At 66.9% G+C, this 17,383-nt stretch carries 9 protein-coding genes; 5 read left to right on the top strand and 4 right to left on the bottom strand.

Annotation, left to right across the window (positions count from 1 at the left end; genetic code table 11):
* The first annotated feature begins 49 nt into the window (after positions 1–49).
* Positions 50–439 (top strand): hypothetical protein, encoded by a 390-nt coding sequence (locus tag BN1121_RS12050; RefSeq protein ID WP_043157588.1) that lies wholly within the window; start codon positions 50–52, stop codon positions 437–439.
* Between the two features lie 55 nt (positions 440–494).
* Here the strand turns inward: BN1121_RS12050 and thiI are convergent, their stop codons facing one another.
* A complete protein-coding gene (thiI, locus tag BN1121_RS12045) occupies positions 495–1,943 on the bottom strand; it encodes a tRNA uracil 4-sulfurtransferase ThiI (protein ID WP_005353742.1) in 1,449 nt (482 codons plus the stop codon).
* 221 nt (positions 1,944–2,164) lie between these two features.
* Here thiI and BN1121_RS12040 point away from each other — a divergent pair, with 221 nt between their 5' ends.
* Both BN1121_RS12040 and BN1121_RS12035 read left to right on the top strand, forming a co-directional pair.
* Positions 2,165–3,148 (top strand): hypothetical protein, encoded by a 984-nt coding sequence (locus BN1121_RS12040; protein ID WP_005353738.1) that lies wholly within the window; start codon positions 2,165–2,167, stop codon positions 3,146–3,148.
* Between the two features lie 53 nt (positions 3,149–3,201).
* Entirely contained in the window at positions 3,202–4,554 is a 1,353-nt protein-coding gene (locus BN1121_RS12035; protein WP_005353735.1) for an MFS transporter, read from the top strand.
* Between the two features lie 7 nt (positions 4,555–4,561).
* On the opposite strand, the gene pbpC is transcribed toward BN1121_RS12035, so the two are convergent.
* The 3 genes from pbpC to BN1121_RS12020 all read right to left on the bottom strand — a co-directional run bounded on the left by pbpC (position 4,562) and on the right by BN1121_RS12020 (position 13,520).
* Positions 4,562–6,892: a penicillin-binding protein 1C gene (gene pbpC, locus BN1121_RS12030; protein ID WP_081606439.1), complete on the bottom strand. Its 2,331-nt coding sequence runs from the start codon at positions 6,890–6,892 to the stop codon at positions 4,562–4,564.
* A complete protein-coding gene (locus tag BN1121_RS12025; RefSeq protein ID WP_043597844.1) occupies positions 6,889–11,691 on the bottom strand; it encodes an alpha-2-macroglobulin family protein in 4,803 nt (1,600 codons plus the stop codon). The genes pbpC and BN1121_RS12025 overlap by 4 nt, the downstream gene beginning before the upstream one ends.
* A 140-nt stretch (positions 11,692–11,831) precedes the next feature.
* Complete coding sequence (locus BN1121_RS12020; RefSeq protein WP_005353723.1) at positions 11,832–13,520, bottom strand: FAD-dependent oxidoreductase; 1,689 nt, start codon at positions 13,518–13,520, stop codon at positions 11,832–11,834.
* Positions 13,521–13,651: 131 nt separating this feature from the next.
* Here BN1121_RS12020 and BN1121_RS12015 point away from each other — a divergent pair, with 131 nt between their 5' ends.
* Entirely contained in the window at positions 13,652–16,579 is a 2,928-nt protein-coding gene (locus BN1121_RS12015) for a sensor domain-containing phosphodiesterase (protein ID WP_005353719.1), read from the top strand.
* Positions 16,580–16,634: 55 nt separating this feature from the next.
* Positions 16,635–17,378 carry a pyruvate formate lyase 1-activating protein gene (gene pflA, locus BN1121_RS12010; protein ID WP_005353713.1) on the top strand — a complete coding sequence of 248 codons (744 nt, stop codon included), beginning with the start codon at positions 16,635–16,637 and terminating at the stop codon, positions 17,376–17,378.
* The last annotated feature ends 5 nt before the right edge of the window (positions 17,379–17,383 follow it).

The raw sequence follows: 17,383 nt of genomic DNA, 5'->3' as shown, positions 1-17,383 counted from the left end.
GCGCCTGATCTGTTGTCATAGGTAGGGTCACAGCCAGCCGGATCTTCAGATGATAAAAACCGGAATTACGACTCTGTTCCTGATGAGTGCGATGAGCCAGGCCCAGGCACAGCCCCTGATTGGGCGCCTTGCCTCTACCCCGGTGCAACACTTCAACGAGCAGATCCAGCGGGCGGGCAACGCCCATCAGAGCTGGGTCAACGACTACCGGGAGGTGGCGCTGCGGTTTATTGCCAACCCCGCTCTGCCCAGCCGCATCCAGGCCAGGCAGGTGGACAATGAGTTGATCCTCTCCGTCGCCCTCGACGATCCCCATAGCGATCAGCTCTACATCCTCACCCTGTTTCGCCACAACGACATGTGGCAGATGCGGCACGCCGAGATGGGCTGGCGCTGTCAGGGCGATCGCGCCTTTACCCCGGTCCCCTGTCCACGCTGATCGGACAAATAAAAAAATCCGGCACTGTGGCCGGATTTTTTGTTTCGAAAGAGGCTTACGGGCGGTAGACCTTGACGTTGTCGAAGCCCTTCTCCTTGAGATACAGGGCCTGCAGCTTGCTCATCACGCCGCGATCGCAGTAAAGCAGGTAGGTCTTCTCCTTGGGCAGATCGCCAAAGGCGGTGGCCAGCTTGAAGAAGGGGATGTGCAGTACCTCGCGCCCCTCAACCACCAGCGGCTTCTCCTCGTGCTCGTCCATGGAGCGGATGTCGAGGATCACCTCGTCGTCGCCGGTCGCGGCTGTGGTCTCCACCTCCTGCACCTCGGCCGCAGTCTCTTCACCGATACGGCGGATGTCGAGGTAGCGCGCCTCGTCCACCACCTTGTCGAGGATGGCGAAGTCGAAGTTCTGCTCTTCGGCCTCGATGCGCGCCAGATCCGCCTTCACGGTCGGCTTCTTGGAGATGACGCCGCAGTACTCGGGCATGGTCTCGGCGAACTCCAGGGTGCCGATCTTGCGCGACAGGTTCATGATGTCCGGCTTGTCCCAGGTGATGAGGGGGCGCAGGATCACCTTGTCGGTCACCCGGTCGATGACGTTGAGGTTGGTGAGGGTCTGGCTCGACACCTGGCCCACGCACTCGCCGGTCACCAGGGCCGGGATCTGGAAGCGGTCGGCGATGTTGGCGGCGGCGCGCATCATCATGCGCTTGAGCACCACGCCCATCTGACCGTTGTCGATCTTCTCGAGAATTTCGGCCACCACCGGCTCGAAGTCCACCGCGGTGAAGCGCACCCGGTGCGACGAGCCGAAGCGGTTCCACAGGTGATAGGCCACCTGCTTGACGCCGATCTCGTGGGCCGCGCCACCCAGGTTGAAGAAGCAGTAGTGCACACGGCAGCCGCGCTTGATGAACTGGAAGGAGGCAACCCCTGAGTCAAACCCGCCGGAGATGAGGCTCAGCACGTCTTCCTGGGTGGCGATCGGCATGCCGCTCAGGCCCTGGTGGATGGCACTGACGATGAACAGCTCCTCGCCGTCGATCTCGAGGTTGATCTGCACGTCCGGGTTTTTCAGACGCACGCCGTTGCTCTCGCAATGCTGATTCAGGCCACCGCCCACGTAGCGCTCTACTTCGAGCGAAGAGAATTCGTGCTTGCCGTGGCGCTTGGCGCGCACGCAGAAGGTCTTGCCCTTGAGCTGGTCACCCCACACGGCTTTCACCTGCTCGAAGATATCGTGCAGGTCGGTAAACTTGCTGGCCTGCACCTCGAGGAAGGCCTGAATGCCGGGGATACAGGCGAGCGCCTCTATGGCCTGGTCGCGGAACTGATCGTTACGTGAGCTCACCACCAGCTTGTCCCAATCCATGCGCACGCGGGCATCGTCGTCGAAGCGGCGCAGCACGTTGCGGATGTTGCCCTGCAGGATCTTGATGAAGCGCTGGCGAACCGACTTGCTCTTGATGGTGATTTCCGGGAACAGCTTGATGATGAACTTCATGGGTAAACTCGGGTGAGCGGGAAACAAGGGCGCGGATTATAGCAAAGGCCAGGCCCATCACCTAGCACGAATGCGCGTGTTTATTGAGCATTCGCCCCGCGACCGGGTGGCCAAGAAATACGATTGCGCTCACCCAATGGGCAGCCGAGCGGCCCCTCGATTGCTGGCGCAGGGCCCAGCCGCTATAGTGCCACCCTCGCGCGCACAATCCGGTAACTGTCATGAAGACCTTTATCTACTATCCGGGCATGGAAGTCCGGGACGAGCTCTGGTTGAAATTTGCCCTGCTCTGGCTGGAGCGGCTCGCCTTCGTCTTCACCGTGAGTGAGAAGAGCGACTTGCAGGGGGTGCTGACCAGAGTCGAGGCTCACTCCGATCTGCTCGCCCCCTCTCCCGACGCGGCCTTCTTCGAGCGGGTCACCCCGGCCGCCATCGCCCAGTTGGAGGGGCTGCTCGCCCCCGATTTCGTCCGCCACAAGGTATTTGGCAACCGGGAACTCATCGCCCGCTGGCGCGATAGCCGCAATCACGACTGCTTCTGCCCGGATCAGGCGGGGCTCACCAGCCTGCACCACTTCTGTCTCGAGCGAGGCTTTGCCAGCCAGACCCAGGGTGGGATCCTGATGGCCCGCCGCCTGGCCAACCTGCTCTCCATGCGCCTGGCGCGAGACTGGGCGCTGGCGAACGAGGGCATCCTCATCACAGAGCACGACTACCTGGATCGATTGCTGCACCTGATGGAGTCGCGCTACCACAATCGGGGCGGGCAGGACTGCTTCCTGCTCGAGATTGCCCTGCCGGTACCGCGGGATCTGGCGACCCTGCCGCTGGACGAGCTGCTCACCCTGCGTACCCGGCAGGGGTTTCGCGCCGCCCTCGGCGAGTTTCACCGAGCCCTGGAGGCGCTGCTCATCATGCTCGACTCGGGCTATGCCGACATGGCCATCCTCGGCAACTTCCTCGGCACCCACCAGACCCTGTCAGCGGTGATGGGGCCGGATGCACTCAGCGTGCCCCTGTGCCTGTCGGTCAGCACCCGGCTACCGGCCATGCCGATGATCCATTCCCTCAAGGGCTACGCGGGACCGGCGCAGGCGTCCCTCGCCAGCCTGACCTTCCAACCGATCAAGAAGAGCCACTTCCACCATCACAAGAGTCGCCACGGCTTCACCCTGCTCGGCAATCTGCGCCAGCTCAAATCCTGAGTCCCGGTCGTGGTGATATCCTCAAAGGAGCACCACCCGACTCAGGAGAGCCCATGCCATCCCGGCGCGTCTTCGCCAGCGTCACCCTGGTCATCATGCTGGGCTCGCTGGAAAAGAGCATCATCACCACCCCCCTGCCCGTCATTGGCCGTGAGCTGATGGCCGGCCCGGGCCTGACCTGGATCGTCACCAGCTATCTGCTGGCCGCCACTGCAGCCCTTCCCCTCTACGGAAAACTGAGCGATCTCTATGGCCGGGTGCGCCTGCTCAATCTGGCCATCACCCTGTTCCTGCTCGGCTCCATCGCCTGTGCCCTGGCTCAAAACCTGCCCCAGCTGCTGGGCGCCAGGGTGTTGCAGGGGATTGGCGGCGGCGGCCTCATCGCCCTCGCCTTCACCATCATCGCCGACACCATACCGCCGCGCGAGGTGGGTCGCTATCAGGCCTACATCTCGGCGGTCTACGCCGTCTCGAGCATCGCCGGCCCCCTGCTCGGCGGTTACTGTGCCGAGCATCTGAGCTGGCGCCTCATCTTCTGGATCAATCTTCCCCTCGGGGCGCTGGCCCTCTGGCTGGTCAACCGCTATCTGGGCCATCTCAATGTGCGCCGGCACAGCCGTTTCGACTGGAAAGGGGCCGCCCTGCTGGTGATCGCCACCACCCTCACCCTGCTGCTGCTCAGCCCGGAGCACACCCTTCCCCCGCTGTGGCTGGCTGCCGCGCTGGCCGCCGCGCTGACGCTGCTGGTGCTGGTCGAGCGAAGCGCCCACGATCCCATATTGCCGGCCCAACTCGCTCGTCGGCACGACTACCTGGTGAGCCTGCTGCTGATCCTCGTCGCCCAGTTGTTGATGTTTGCCCTGCTGCTCTACCTGCCCCTGCAACTCCAATGGGAAAAGGGGCTCGGCGCCGCCGACAGCGGCCGCATCCTGATCATCTTCATGTTCTCTATCACGGCGGGGGCCTTCGCCGGGGGGCGTCTCATCAGCCGCTTTGGCCATTACAAGGGGTATGTGGTGACAGGCTTCTCCCTGGCCGCGCTGGGGCTGTGGCAGATCCAGGGGGGTTGCGGCATGGCGACGGGGCTGATCGCCACCGGACTTGGTCTGGGTCTGGTGATCCCCGCCCTCTCTGTGGTGGCCCAGAACCGCCTCACGGCCGGCGAGCGGGGGATTGGCCTCTCCTTGCTGAGCTTTGGCCGTGAACTCGGGGGGGCCGTCGGGGTGGCCATCGGCTCGTCCCTGTTACACCTGCAGCTCCCCCCCGGCCCCCTGACCGACTTCACCCCGACCGAACTCGCCGCCGGTTTTTCCACCACCTATGCGGGCATGGTGCTGATCGCCCTGGGTGCGCTGGCTATGACCCTGCTCACCCTCAGGCAGCAGGAGCTGACCACCCAGACTTGACGGCCCCTCAGCTGGGCTGCTCCAGCACAAACTCGAGCCGATCGCTGTTGCCCGCCTCGTCCACCACCAGCAGCTGGTAGCGGCCTGGGCGGGTCAATACCGCCTCCCCCGCCAGCGGCGCCCCGTTGAGATACCAATACGCCCTGCCTACCCCGCCGAGAGCCTGGGGGGCGAGCACGAAGCGCTGGCTGCGGATGCGGTTGCCCTCGGTCAGGGTGAGGATACGCAGCGGACTCTCTACCCGCTCCCCGCCGCAGCCCCCCGGCAGCAGTTGGCCACGCCGCTGGGCGGCCGGCAGCCAGGGCTCCAGCGCCAGCGGCCAGAGCACCCGTGACGCACTCTGCCGCGCCCCGACGCAGCCGGGGCGAGTCAGGCGACCATCGGCGGTGTAGGCCACCCGGCGCACGGGTCCCTGCCAGTCGAGGGGATCGCTTAAGGTCGGCGGATCGCGCCCCTCCAGCAACCAGGCATCGAGGTGCCGCTGACATGCCTCCTCGGGGGTGTGGGCCAGGGTGCGCCCGAGCGGCCAGCAGACGGTCGCCTCACTCACGGCGTTGGGCTGGGGCAGCGGCGTCCCGCGCTCTTGCAGGCGCGAGTAGACCGAGAGCAGCAGCGGCACCGCCGCGCTCTGGCCAAAGTAACCCGGCAGTGGCGTGCCATCCGGGCGGCCGAGCCAGACCCCGAGCGTCCAGCGCGGTGACACCCCGATAGCCCAGCTGTCCCGGTAGCCATAGCTGGTGCCGGTCTTCCAGGCGAGCAGGTTGCCACGCCCGGTGGCATTGGCGGCGAACGGGAGATCCGCGCGCCCCTGATCGGCCAGCATGCGCCAAACGATCCAGGCCGCCCCCTTCGAGAGCAGGGGGCGCGAGGTCAGCGGCTGATCCGGCTGCCAGCGCAGCGGGCTCACCTGCCCCTCCCGAGCCAGGGCACCGTAGAGGCTCACCAACTGCTCGAGCCGCAGCCCCGCAGCCCCGAGGGCGATGGCGGGGTTAGGAGCATCGCCGAGTGCCATGTGCACCCCGGCGTTGTCGAGGCGATTGACAAAGAGCGCCGGTCCCAGCGCTTCGAGCACCTGTACCGCCGGCACGTTGAGGGACTGCTGCAAGGCCTCTTGCACCGAGACCGGCCCTTCGAAGGCGCCGGTGAAGTTGCCGGGGCGATAGGCCTGCCCGAGGCGCGGCGCATCGGTCAGCAGCGAACCCGAATGGATCAGCCCCTCGTCGAGGGCCAGGCCGTAGATGAAGGGCTTGAGGGTCGAGCCCGGCGAGCGCACCGCCTGCACCATGTCGAGGTAGCCGTGGCGCGCCGGATCCCCGTACTCGGCGCTGCCCACGTAGGCGCGCACCGCCATGGTGTCGTTCTCCACCAGCAGCAGGGCCGCCGAGGTACGGGCGGGAAAGCGCTTGATCCAGTTGGCGATGCGCTGCTCGGAAAAGCGCTGCAGATCCCCGTCGATCAGCGTGTGTACCAGGGCCGCGTCGCTCTGGCTCGCCGCCCGGCGGGCAAACAGGGGCGCCTCCATGGGGGTGAAGCGCCCTCGCGCCAGCACCGGCTCCATGGGCGCCTCGGCCAGCACCCGGGCCGGCCAGATGCCGCGCGCCACCAGCCGGGCGATCACCTTGTCCCGCGCCGCTTGCGCCTGCTCGGGGTGGCGGTCGGGACGGTAGCGGCTCGGCGCCTGGGGCAACACCGCCAGCAGGGCCGCCTCGGCGTGGGTGAGGTGCGCCGCGCTCTTGCCCAGATAGGCAAAGCTCGCCGCCTGCACCCCCTCGAGGTTGCCGCCGAAGGGGGCGCGGTTGAGGTAGACGCCGAGCAGAGTGCGTTTGTCGTAGCGCCACTCGAGCTGCAGGGCGCGCAGCATCTGGCGCACCTTGCCGGGAATGGAGCGATCGTAGGGCTCGAGCAGCCTGGCCACCTGCATGGTGAGGGTGGAGCCCCCGGAGACCGGCCGCCCGTAACGCAGCCACTGGCCCACCGCCCGGGCCATGGCGACCGGATTGACGCCCGGGTGCACCCAGAAGTAGCGATCCTCGTACTCGAGCAGCGCCTCGAGATAGCGGGGCGACACCTGCCCCAGGCTCACCGGGTAGCGCCACACGCCCCCGATGTCGGCGAAGGCGCGCAGGGGGCGCCCCTCCTTGTCGAGCACCACCCGGGCAAACGCGGGTTCAAGGGGCGGCGGCGGAAACAGCCGGTCGGCCGCCGCCAGCAAGAGCGTCCCCCCGACCAGGATGAGTAACAGGCGCCGGCCCCAGGGGGGCAGGCACGCAAGCCCGCGGCGAAGGCCGAGGCCAAGGGTGCGGATCACCCCTGGCGCCAGAGCGAATCGTCCCCTCATCGGGCCTGAGCGATGCGGGTGTGACTGATCCCCTCACCGCCGCGCGCGCGCAGCTCGGGGCGCACCATGTCCTCGACCTGGGTCAGGGGCACGGCGTACTCGCCCGGGGTGACCGCCCGCATCAGGTAGATGAGCTGGCGGCTGCCCCCCGGCGAGAGGGTCAGGGCCGCGCTGTAGCGATCGTCGCGGTACTCCTGGTGTTTCACGTAGTCGTTCCACTCCCACTGCCAGGCTGGCTGCCCCTCGAGGGTGAGATCCTCGAGCTTGACCCCTTGCCCGAGCGCCGGGTTCTCCAACTCGAAGCCTGCCGGCAGCATCTCCACCAGCAAGGCGTCAGGAGTTTCCTGACTCGCCTCGACCTGCAATCGCACCACCACCAGATCGCCCACCTTGATGGCGGCGGGATCGAGGCGCTGGCCGGCGGCGTCGAACCAGCTGCGGGTCACCTTCATGCCGGCCGAGAGGGGGCCGGGGGCCGCCTCGGGGTAGCCGCTCACGGTCAGGGCGGCGTAGAGGTTGCCCGCCCCCCGGTTCTCGACGAGGCGAGGCGGGGTCGTGGCATCGAGCAGGCGAGTGAGCTCACCGCTTACCGCGCGGCCATCCAGGTTCGCCGCCCAGGGCGCCCCCGGCTCGGCGGCGCCGAGGCGCAGCAGGGCCAGTTGCTCCTGGGTGCTGAGCCAGTTGCGGTGGGCCAGCGCGTCCATCACCCGCAGCGTGAGCCGCTCGGCAATGGGGCCAGAGTCGGGCAGCTCGGCGCGCACCAGCGCCAACATGGCGGCGTCATCGCGCAGGGGCGAGCCGTAATCCCCCAGATAGGCCTCATCGCGCGCGGTGGCCAGCGCCCTGGTGAGCGCCTCCCCGGCGCGGGCACTGTCTCCCATCCGGCCAAGGGCCAGGGAGAGATGCAGCAGAGGCAGGCCGGAGCGTGCCTGGCTCGCCTGCTGCTCCCACATCAGGCGCAGGGTCGAGAGCGGCGCGCGGCCAAGGCGCGACAGCACCCAGGCGCTGTAGGCCTGGTAGGCCAGACGGGCGTGCTCGGGGGCCTCGCTGTAGCCGGTGTAGAGGCCGCCATCGCCGAGGTACTGCTCGAGGCGTTTGAGCGCCGCCTGCAACATGGGGTCCGGCACCGCCTGCCCCGCCTCCTTGCGGCTCAGCAGGTAGTCGGCGGCATAGGCGGTGAGCCAGGGCTCCTCGGAAGAGCGCGCATCCCACAGGCCAAAGCCGCCGCTCGGCAGCTGCAAGCGTTGCAGCCGCTGGGTCAGCGCCCCTTGCAGGGCCTCCTCGTCCGGCGCCTTGTGCCCGGCCGGCAATGGCCGTGACCAGTCGCGGCGCTGCTCTGCCGTGGTGAAGGCATAGGGCCAGGCCCGCGACAGGGTCTGCTCGAGGCAGGCGTAGGGGTATTCGGCAAGGGCCTGCCACTGCGCCTCGGGCTCCCAGGGCGGGGTACTCGAGAGCGACAGGCTCCCCTGCAGGTTATCGGCATTGAGCCCCGCCACCAGACCGGCATCGGGCTGCCATGTCTTGCCAGGGCCCAGCACCGCCACCGCCCGGCGCTGCTCGGCCGGCCAGGGGGAGCGCAGGGGCAGCGACCAGCTGCGGCTGAGCGACAGCCCCTGCCCCTCGGCCTTGAGGGTCAATGAGGCGACGCCACTTTGCCCGGTCACGTTGAAGGGCAGCGTCAGCCACTGCTCCTCACCCTGCTTGAGGGAGAGGCGAGTCGGAGCCAGCCCGGTGGGCGCTATGCCCCCCTGCCACTGCCAGTCGAGAGCCAGCGTCTGATCGCGCCCGCTCATGTTGCGCAGCTGCACCAGGGCGCGGCTCCCGTCGCCGGTGGCGGCAAAGCGCGGCCAGCCGATCTCGGCCACCAAGGGGGCCACCACCTTGACCGCGCCGTCGGCCTGACCCACCTGTGCCTGGTTCCAGCCGAGCGCCATCAGGGCCAGCTCGCCGTTGAACTGGGGCAGGTTGAAGGTCACCGTCGCCTCGCCTTTTTCATCGAAGGCGAGCTCGCCGCTCCACATGGCCAGGATCTCGACTCGGCTCTCCAGGGCCCCCCCCTTCTTGAGCTTGGGGGCATCGCCACCGAAGCGCAGGCGCGCCAGCTTGCCCTCGAGCGGCGGAATGATAGCACCGTAGTTATCAAACAAGTCCTGCCCGAAGCGCAGCCGGCCAAAGAAGGCGTCAAAGGCGCTGGCCGGCCGGTAGTCATCGATGCTCAGCACGCCCCGATCGACCGCCGCCAGCACCACCTTGCCCCGCTCGCCGGGTTTGGCCTTGAGGGTCACGGTGAGCGGCTTTTCCGGCTCGGCCCGCTCGGGGGCGGTCAGGGTGAGCGGCCAGCGCCGCTCACTGCGATCCAGGGGGAGCGGCGCCAGACCGACCGCGCGCAGGGTTTCACCCGGCTTCTGTTGGCCATCGGGGGCCGCCACCAGGGCGGAGAGGTGCAGGTCGTGGCGCTGCCACTGCTCGCTCACCGGAATGGCGAACTCCCCCTCTCCCTTGGGCAGATCGATACACTGCCACCAGCGCAGCCCCTCGCTGTCTTCCACCAGCAAGAGCCCCTTGCCCGGGCGCGGCGCCACCACCTTGACCCGGACCGTGTCGCCGGCGCGGTAGCTCGGCTTGTCGAGGGTCAGGGCTATCTTGTCCGGGCGCGCCTGCTCACCGCCACCACCCCAGCTCCAGTTGCCGAGGGCGAAACGCACCCGGCTGACGTGGCCCTGAGCGTTTTCCACCTCGAGGCGATACCAGCCCGGTTGCAGCACCAGTTGCAGCGGCGTCGGCCCCTTGCCATCCAGGGTCAGGCGCTGCTCCTGCTCCACGTAGGGCTGGCTGGTGAACTCGTACTTCCACCCTTCGTCTTCGCTGAACTGCCAGTAGTAGTCGCGGTACTCGTTGACCAGCCGTACCGTCACCTCGCCCGCCTGGGGGGCACCGGTTTGGTCCAGATCGAGGATCTCGAAGGGCTGGGCCCGGCCCCCTTCGCTGTTTTCGGGGTCAAAGCCCAGGCGCAGCGCCGGCCAGCGTTCGCCCGGCGCCCAGCCAAACTGGGTCAGGCGACGATTGACGGCGCGCCCGCCCGGCTCGGCCAGGCTCACCAGATAGGTCGCCTCGAGCGGCCCCTTGCCGCTCAGCCCCTCGAGCCGGTCGGTGAGCAGCACGCGGCCCTGCCCCGCCTCGTCGAGGGTGACAGGATCCGGGCTGATCCGCTCGCCCTGCGCCTCTTGCAGCACGTCGCCGAGGGAGAACCCCTGCCAGCGGGCAAACGGCATGGTGGCGCGCGCCAGGGTCACCTCGGCCTTGGCCTGGGTACGGGCGGCCGGCGCACCGTAGAGATAATCCCCCTTGAGGGACAAGGTGAGTGCCTCGGCCGGCCCCATCACTTGCTTGTCCTCACCGCTGCCAAGGCGCAGGGCAAGGCGTTCGGGAAGAAACTCCTCCACCTGGAACGGCCACTCGAAGCGGGCACCGCCGCTGCTCTTGAGGACTATGGTCCAGCGGCCGAGGGCCGCATCGTCCGGCAGGCGCACCCCGTAGTGGGCACTGCCGAGCTCGTCGGGCAACAGCCGGGTCTGCTCGACCAGCTGGCCATCGGACTGGCGCAGCTCCAGATCGACCGCCATGCCCGGCAACAGCTCGCCGTCCTGACCGCGCAGCAGCACTTGGCTGTCGATGCGCTCCCCGGGGCGATAGAGATCGCGCCCGGCGAAGAGATAGAGCTGCTGGGGCTGCCAGCTGCGCTCGCCGAGATCGAAGCTGGAGAGATCGAGGGCCATGCCATCGAGACGCAGGGCCGCCAGGTGCGGGCCTTGTTCGGCCAGCAGCACCCGGGCCCCGGTGGGATCGATGAAGCTGGCGTGGCCCTGCTCGTCGCTCTCCTTGACCTGCAGGCGGTTGCCCTTCTCGTCGAGCAGCGAGAGCTGCACCTTCTCATCGGCCTCACCGCTGGCGAGGGAGCTCACGAACACCTCGAGGCGGTCCTTGTAGCGGCGGGCGGCGAGCCCCATGTCGCTGACCGCGAAATAGGTGGTCTCCTTGCGCCAGCCATAGTCCCCGACCGGGCTCATGACGGCAAAGTAGACGCCGGCGGCGCTGAGCTCCCTGGCACTGATGTCGATGAGGCGGGTCTCGCGCCGGTTGGGGTCGAGCTCGAGGCCGTAGCGCCCGGAGTAGACCCGGGTGGCGTGGCGCGAGACCTGCTCCAGATCCCAGTTGCCCATGCCACTGCCCGGCCGGTACTGGGCCAGGAAGCTCGGTAGCCAGGCCGGGTCGATGCGCCAGAAGTCGATGTTCACATCGCTCACATTCACCGCGCTGATGGGCAGGCGCAGCGCCGAGCGCAGGGGCAGCACCATGCCGCTCGAGGCGAACGAGGCCCCCGCCTGCAAGGGACGGGTCTTGAGGGTCCAGACATCGGCCTGGGGGCCTAGCCCCGCCTTGAGGCTGACGGCGTAGCTGCGATCGGGCTCCACCGCGGTGAAATAGAGGGTGCGGCCATCTTCGCCGAGCACCCAGTCCCCGGCCACCTGCTTGCCGCTCTCCTCCACCTTGAGCCATTCGCGCCAACTGCTGCGCGCCTCGAGTGGCGCGTCAAACACCAGGGCCAGCGCCGGGGCGTCGCGCCAGGTGCGGGCCACCGCCTGGCTGATGGTTCCGGGGGCACGGCTCTTGGCGGCGGCATCCTCCGATGGGACGGGGGCATCGGTGGCGGGCTTGCAGCCGGCCAGGGTCAGCCCCAGCAAGGCGGCGAGGAGCACAGTGCGCGGCCAGCGGCCAGCAACATGAGAAGCGGTGGGCATGATCAGGGTCCATCTGGGTGTGGAATGGCACTAGCATAGGCGCGCCGGGACCGTCGGCCAATCCCCCCGATTGTCACTGGCTGTAACAAACAAGGCCCGCATAGCGGGCCTTGGCGTTGGTTTAATGAGGGGCCGACCACTCAGTCGGCAATCGCCATCTGCCAGGTCTTGAAGCCGCCCGAGAGGTTTTTCACCGCAAAGCCGTGCTGCTGGAGCAGGCGGCTCGCCACATGGCCACGCAGGCCCACCTGACAGCTCACGATGATCTCCTTGCCGCGGGGCAGCTCGTCCAGTCGGCCGCGCAGCTCGTCAAGGGGGATGTTGAGCGCCCCCGGGATGCGACCGAGCTTGTCGAGCTCGCCGGGGTTACGCACATCCAGCACCAGCTGATCGGCGCGCAGGGCCTGCACGTCGCTCACGTGGCACAGGGGCGAGTCCCCCTTGAGGTGATTGCTCGCCACGAACCCCGCCATGTTGATGACGTCCTTGGCCGAGCCAAACGGCGGCGCGTAGGTGAGCTCGAGATCCTGCAGATCGAACACCGTCATGCCGGCGCGCTGGGCCACCGCCAGCACGTCGATGCGCTTGTCGATGCCATCTTTCCCCACCGCCTGGGCGCCGAGGATGCGCCCGTCGGGGGCGAACAGGAGCTTGAGGCTGACCGGGTGGGCGCCGGGGTAGTAGCCGGCGTGGCTGCCCGGATGGACATAGACCTTCTCATAGGCCATGCCGAGCTGCTTGAGTCGCTTCTCATTGAGGCCGGTGCTCGCCACCGCCAGATCGAACAGCTTGCAGATGGCGGTGCCCTGGGTCTTCTTGTACTGCTCCGCGCGCCCCAGCATGTTGTCGGCGGCGATGCGCCCCTGGCGGTTGGCGGGACCGGCCAGCGGCACCAGGGCCGGGTCGCCGGTGACAAAGTCGAGCTCCTCCACCGCGTCCCCCACCGCGAAGATATCGGGATCCGAGGTGCGCATGCCGGCATCCACCTTGATGCCACCACGCGGCCCCAGCTCCAGCCCGGCCTGGGCGGCGAGCAGGGTCTCGGGCTTGACGCCGATGGCGAGGATCAAGAGCCCTGTGTCCAGGGTGGTGCCATCACCCAGATGCAGGCGCAGGCCGTGGCGCTCAGCGGCGGTGACCTCGGCGGTGGGGTCGCTACTGCGCTCCAGGCTCTCGATGGCACTGAGGCCGGTGCGCAGGCGAAGGTCCACCCCCGCCTCGCGGATGCGGGCGTGCAGCATGGCGGCCATCTCCCGGTCGACCGGCGCCATCACCTGATCCGAGAGCTCCAGCAGGGTCACCGGCAAGTTGCGCTGATGCAGCGCCTCCATCATCTCGAGGCCGATGAAGCCACCGCCCACCACGGTCACGTGGCGCGGCTGATCGTGGGCCAACGCCGCCAGGATGCGGTCCATGTCGGGGATGTTGCGCAGGGTATAGACGCCGGGGGCATCGATACCCGGCAGGGGCGGCCGAATGGGGGCGGCACCCGGGCTCAGCAGCAGTTTGTCGTAGCGCTCCTCGTACTCCTCGCCGCGCTGCTGGTCACGCACCCGCACGGTGCGGGCGGCGCGGTCGATGGAGAGCACCTCGCTAAAGACCCGCACCTCGACGTTGAAGCGGCGCTTGAAGCTCTGGGGGGTCTGCAGCAGCAGGGCATCGCGGGAGGGGATGTCGCCGCCGATGTGATAAGGCAGGCCGCAGTTGGCAAAGCTGATGAACTCGCCGCGCTCGAACAGGACAATCTCGGCATGCTCATCCATGCGACGGGCACGGGCCGCGGCCGATGCGCCGCCGGCGACACCACCGACAATCAGAATACGGGTCATGAAACACCTCCGTTTAATGGCACTGGCCAATAAATTAGACTTTTCTAATTTAGAGTTCAATGAAATTTTGTTTTGCAATGGTTTGGAGTATTCTTGCGGCTCAAGTCTGCATACAGGATGTTAACCGGCTCATGTCGTCCACTGCCCTCACGCTGCCGACGGGCGCTCGCCCCATGCCCCTCTTCTTTCGCCTCGATACTCGCACCCGGCGCATGGTCGCCCTGACCGATGTGATGCAGACACCGCTCCACTGGCTCGATGAGCCCAGAGAGGCCTGGCCTGGCCAGCTGCCCGACGCCCTCAGAGAGCCCATCGAATCACAGCTGGCCACGTGCCGGGGTGGGGAGCTCAAGATCAAGGCGCTGGGGCGCGAGTGGCAGGTGGCCCTCTCGCCCGAGCAAGGCAGCTTCTGGCTCGTTTGCCTGCATGTCACCGGATTGCAGGAGCAGCCGGATCTCTCCTTGCTGCTGCCCCGTCTGGGATCGCTGGCGAGCCGTCACCAATACGCCGACATGCTGACCACACTGCGCGAGGGGTGTCAGGCCGACCGTCTCATCCTGTGGCACTTTGGGGAAGGCGATCTATTGACCCCCATCTACCAGCTGGGTGTCAAGGGGGCCCTCTTTCCCTTCAAGGGAGAGAGCCGCTATCTGAGAGCCCTGCGCAGCCGAGGCTCCCTCAGCTTCTCCGAATGTGCCCACCAGCCCATGCTGGCCCAGCACGCCTATCTCGGTGGCCACGGTGTGCTCTCCCGCCTCGATGCGGCCCTCAAGGAGGGAGAGCGGCTGCTCGGCATGGTGAGCCTCGAGTACCTCACCCCCATGCCCATCGGCGAGGATCTGCTCCAACTGGCCCGCTACTGCGCGCAGCAGCTCGGCCACTGGCGCCCCGACGACGAGCAGACCCCGCCCGCCGCCGAGCCTATCTCTCCTCCGCCTCTGGCCCTGCACACCGGCCTCGACTACTGCCGCACCCTGCTCGGGTGGTGCCAGGAGCAGCACCCCTTGATCGGCTGCTGGATAGGCGAATACCAGCACAGGGGCAGCGAGTTGTGGATAGTTCCGCGCTATGTGGAGATAGGTGGCGAGCCGCAGCAGTGGGCCCCCAGCCGCCTCGATCCGGGCCCGGCCCGGGATGTGCAAGAGTGCGGTCAGGCCCTCTATGTGGAGGATCTGGCCGGTCGTTACCCGGTGGCCCACAAGCTGCTCGCCACCGGCGCGCGTGCCTATCTCGGTATACCGCTACAACTGCCGGAACACGCCCCCATGGGACAGCTCACCCTGCTGCTGGCCGAGCCTCTGCCCGATCCGCTGCCCCTGATGGACTGCCTGAGTGAGTGGGCCCCGCGTACCGCCATCGAGCTGAGCCGCCTCGCCACCGAGGAGGCGCTGCGGTTGGCCGAGGTATCGTTCGAGACACGTGAGGCCCTGCTGGTGTGCGACCCCAAGGGGCAGCTGCTCAGGGTCAACCGCGCCTTTAGCCGCATCACCGGCATGGAGGCCGACGAGATAGTGGGGCAACACGTCACCCGCCTGCGTCCCTCCTACTATGGCGACGATCTCGCCCAACGCCTGCGTGATGCCGTCACCCGCCATGGTTTCTGGGAGGGGGATGAGCAGTGCCTCAATCGCGATGGACGCCTTTTCCCGGTACGGCTGCGGGTCAGCGGCGTCTTCAATGAAGAGGGGGCACTGACCCATTACGTGGGCAGCTTCGACGACATCACCGAAGAGCTGGTGACCAAGCAGCGCATCGAACGGCTCGCCTATTTCGACGATCTCACCGGCCTGCACAACCGCCGCAGCCTGCTGCTCTCCCTGCAACAGACCCTGATGGCCCAAAGCGGCCAGTGGGGTGCCCTGCTACACATGGATCTGGACAACTTCAAGTCGATCAATGACTCGCTGGGACAGCAGCGTGGTGATGAGTTGCTAAGGGCTGTGGTGGAGCGCCTCGGGACCCTGCCCCAGGAGAATCTGATGATCGCCCGCAGCTCGGGCGATGAATTCCTGCTGCTCTTCAGCGCCCTGGGTCAGGGCCAGGTGACCGCCAAGATCCTCGCCGAGCATTTCGCCCGTGAGGTGCAGGGGCGTTTTCGCCAACCCTTCAACATCGGCGATGACAAGCTCCACTGCAGCGCCTCTATCGGGGTGGCCCTCTATGGGCCCGAGGAGCAAGACCATTTGGTCATCATGCAGCAATCCGATACCGCAGCCCACATGGCCAAGCGGGCCGGTCGTGGCCAGTTTGCCTTCTTCACCCCCGAGATGGCGGATCAGGAGCGCCATCGCCTGGCCATGCACAACCAGCTGCGCGACGCCATGCGCAACAATGAGTTCCTGCTCCACTTCCAGCCTCAGTTCCGGGTCGACCGGGGCACCATCAGCGGTGTCGAGGCACTGGTGCGCTGGCAGCGGCAAGATGGCACCATGGTGCCCCCGGGGGAGTTTATCCCGGTGGCCGAGGAGAGCGGGCTCATCGAGGACATCGGCTTCTGGGTGCTCAAGAGCGCCTGTGCCCAGTACGGCCACTGGCTGAGCAAGGGGATCAGCATGCCCCAGCTCTCGGTCAACGTGAGCGCCCGCCAGTTCCACAACCCCAGCTTCCTGCAACAGGTGGAGTATGTGCTGCGCGATACCGGCATTCCCCCGTCACGCCTGATGCTGGAGATCACCGAGTCGGTGGTGCTGGAGAACCGTCAGGAGACCATAGCCCGCATGTGCCGGCTCAAGGAGCTGGGCGTGCTCATCTCCATCGACGACTTCGGCACCGGTTACTCGTCGCTGGCCTATCTGCGGGACCTGCCCGCCGATGAGGTGAAACTCGATCGATCCTTTATCCAGACCCTCACCCACAGCGAACAGGACAGGGCCATAGTGCGGGCCATCATCGAGCTCTCCCGGGTGTTCCACTTCACCGTGATCGCCGAAGGGGTCGAAGAAGAGGCGCAGCTCGCCGTACTCGGCGAGCTCGGTTGTCAGCACTTCCAGGGCTATCTGCGCTGTCGCCCCCTGCCGGTGCGCGCCCTGGAAGAGTTCCTCGGCCACCCCGCGGGGTGATCGCCGCCCGCTTTTGGCATAGAATGCCTCCACAAAAGCCTATCTGGAGCGCAATATGTCTGTGATTGGTCGGATCCACTCGGTGGAGACCTGCGGTACTGTCGACGGGCCTGGAATCCGTTTCATCGTGTTTATGCAGGGCTGCCTGATGCGCTGCAAGTACTGCCACAACCGCGACACCTGGGATACCGAAGGTGGCCGCGAGGTGACGGTGCCCGAGCTGATGAAAGACATCACCAGCTATCGCCACTTTATCAACGCCTCTGGTGGTGGCGTCACCGCCTCGGGTGGCGAGGCCATGCTGCAACAGGCCTTCGTGGCCGAGCTGTTCGGCGCCTGCAAGGCCGAGGGGATCCACACCTGCCTCGATACCAACGGCTTTGTTCGTCACTACGACGCCCAGCTCGACGCCGTGCTGGACGTCACCGATCTGGTGCTGCTCGACATCAAGCAGATCAACGATCAGAAACACATCCCGCTGACCCACGTGAGTAACCGCTACACCCTGGAATTCGCCCGTCACCTGGCGGCCAAGGGCAAGAAGATGTGGATCCGCTACGTGGTGGTGCCCACCTGGAGCGATGACGACGAGAGCGCCGAAGGGCTCGGCCAGTTTATTCAATCCCTCGGGGAGTGCGTCGAGAAGGTGGAGCTGCTCCCCTATCACGAGCTCGGCAAGCACAAGTGGGATGTGCTCGGCGATCCCTATGAGCTCACCGAGATCCATCCCCCCAAGAAGGAGACCATGGATCGCATCCAGGCCATCTTGGGTAAGTACCACAGCAACGTAAAATATTAATCTTC

This window comes from Aeromonas diversa CDC 2478-85, from assembly GCF_000819805.1.
GTDB classification, from domain to species: domain Bacteria; phylum Pseudomonadota; class Gammaproteobacteria; order Enterobacterales; family Aeromonadaceae; genus Aeromonas; species Aeromonas diversa.
This window is presented reverse-complemented; position numbering and strand designations above follow the sequence as displayed.

What these genes read in the sequence shown, in the direction of transcription:
- BN1121_RS12050 (WP_043157588.1), top strand. Translation starts at nt 50, where the DNA reads ATGATAAAAACCGGAATTACGACTCTGTTCCTGATGAGTGCGATGAGC.
- thiI (WP_005353742.1), bottom strand. Translation starts at nt 1,943, where the DNA reads ATGAAGTTCATCATCAAGCTGTTCCCGGAAATCACCATCAAGAGCAAG.
- BN1121_RS12040 (WP_005353738.1), top strand. Translation starts at nt 2,165, where the DNA reads ATGAAGACCTTTATCTACTATCCGGGCATGGAAGTCCGGGACGAGCTC.
- BN1121_RS12035 (WP_005353735.1), top strand. Translation starts at nt 3,202, where the DNA reads ATGCCATCCCGGCGCGTCTTCGCCAGCGTCACCCTGGTCATCATGCTG.
- pbpC (WP_081606439.1), bottom strand. Translation starts at nt 6,892, where the DNA reads ATGAGGGGACGATTCGCTCTGGCGCCAGGGGTGATCCGCACCCTTGGC.
- BN1121_RS12025 (WP_043597844.1), bottom strand. Translation starts at nt 11,691, where the DNA reads ATGCCCACCGCTTCTCATGTTGCTGGCCGCTGGCCGCGCACTGTGCTC.
- BN1121_RS12020 (WP_005353723.1), bottom strand. Translation starts at nt 13,520, where the DNA reads ATGACCCGTATTCTGATTGTCGGTGGTGTCGCCGGCGGCGCATCGGCC.
- BN1121_RS12015 (WP_005353719.1), top strand. Translation starts at nt 13,652, where the DNA reads ATGTCGTCCACTGCCCTCACGCTGCCGACGGGCGCTCGCCCCATGCCC.
- pflA (WP_005353713.1), top strand. Translation starts at nt 16,635, where the DNA reads ATGTCTGTGATTGGTCGGATCCACTCGGTGGAGACCTGCGGTACTGTC.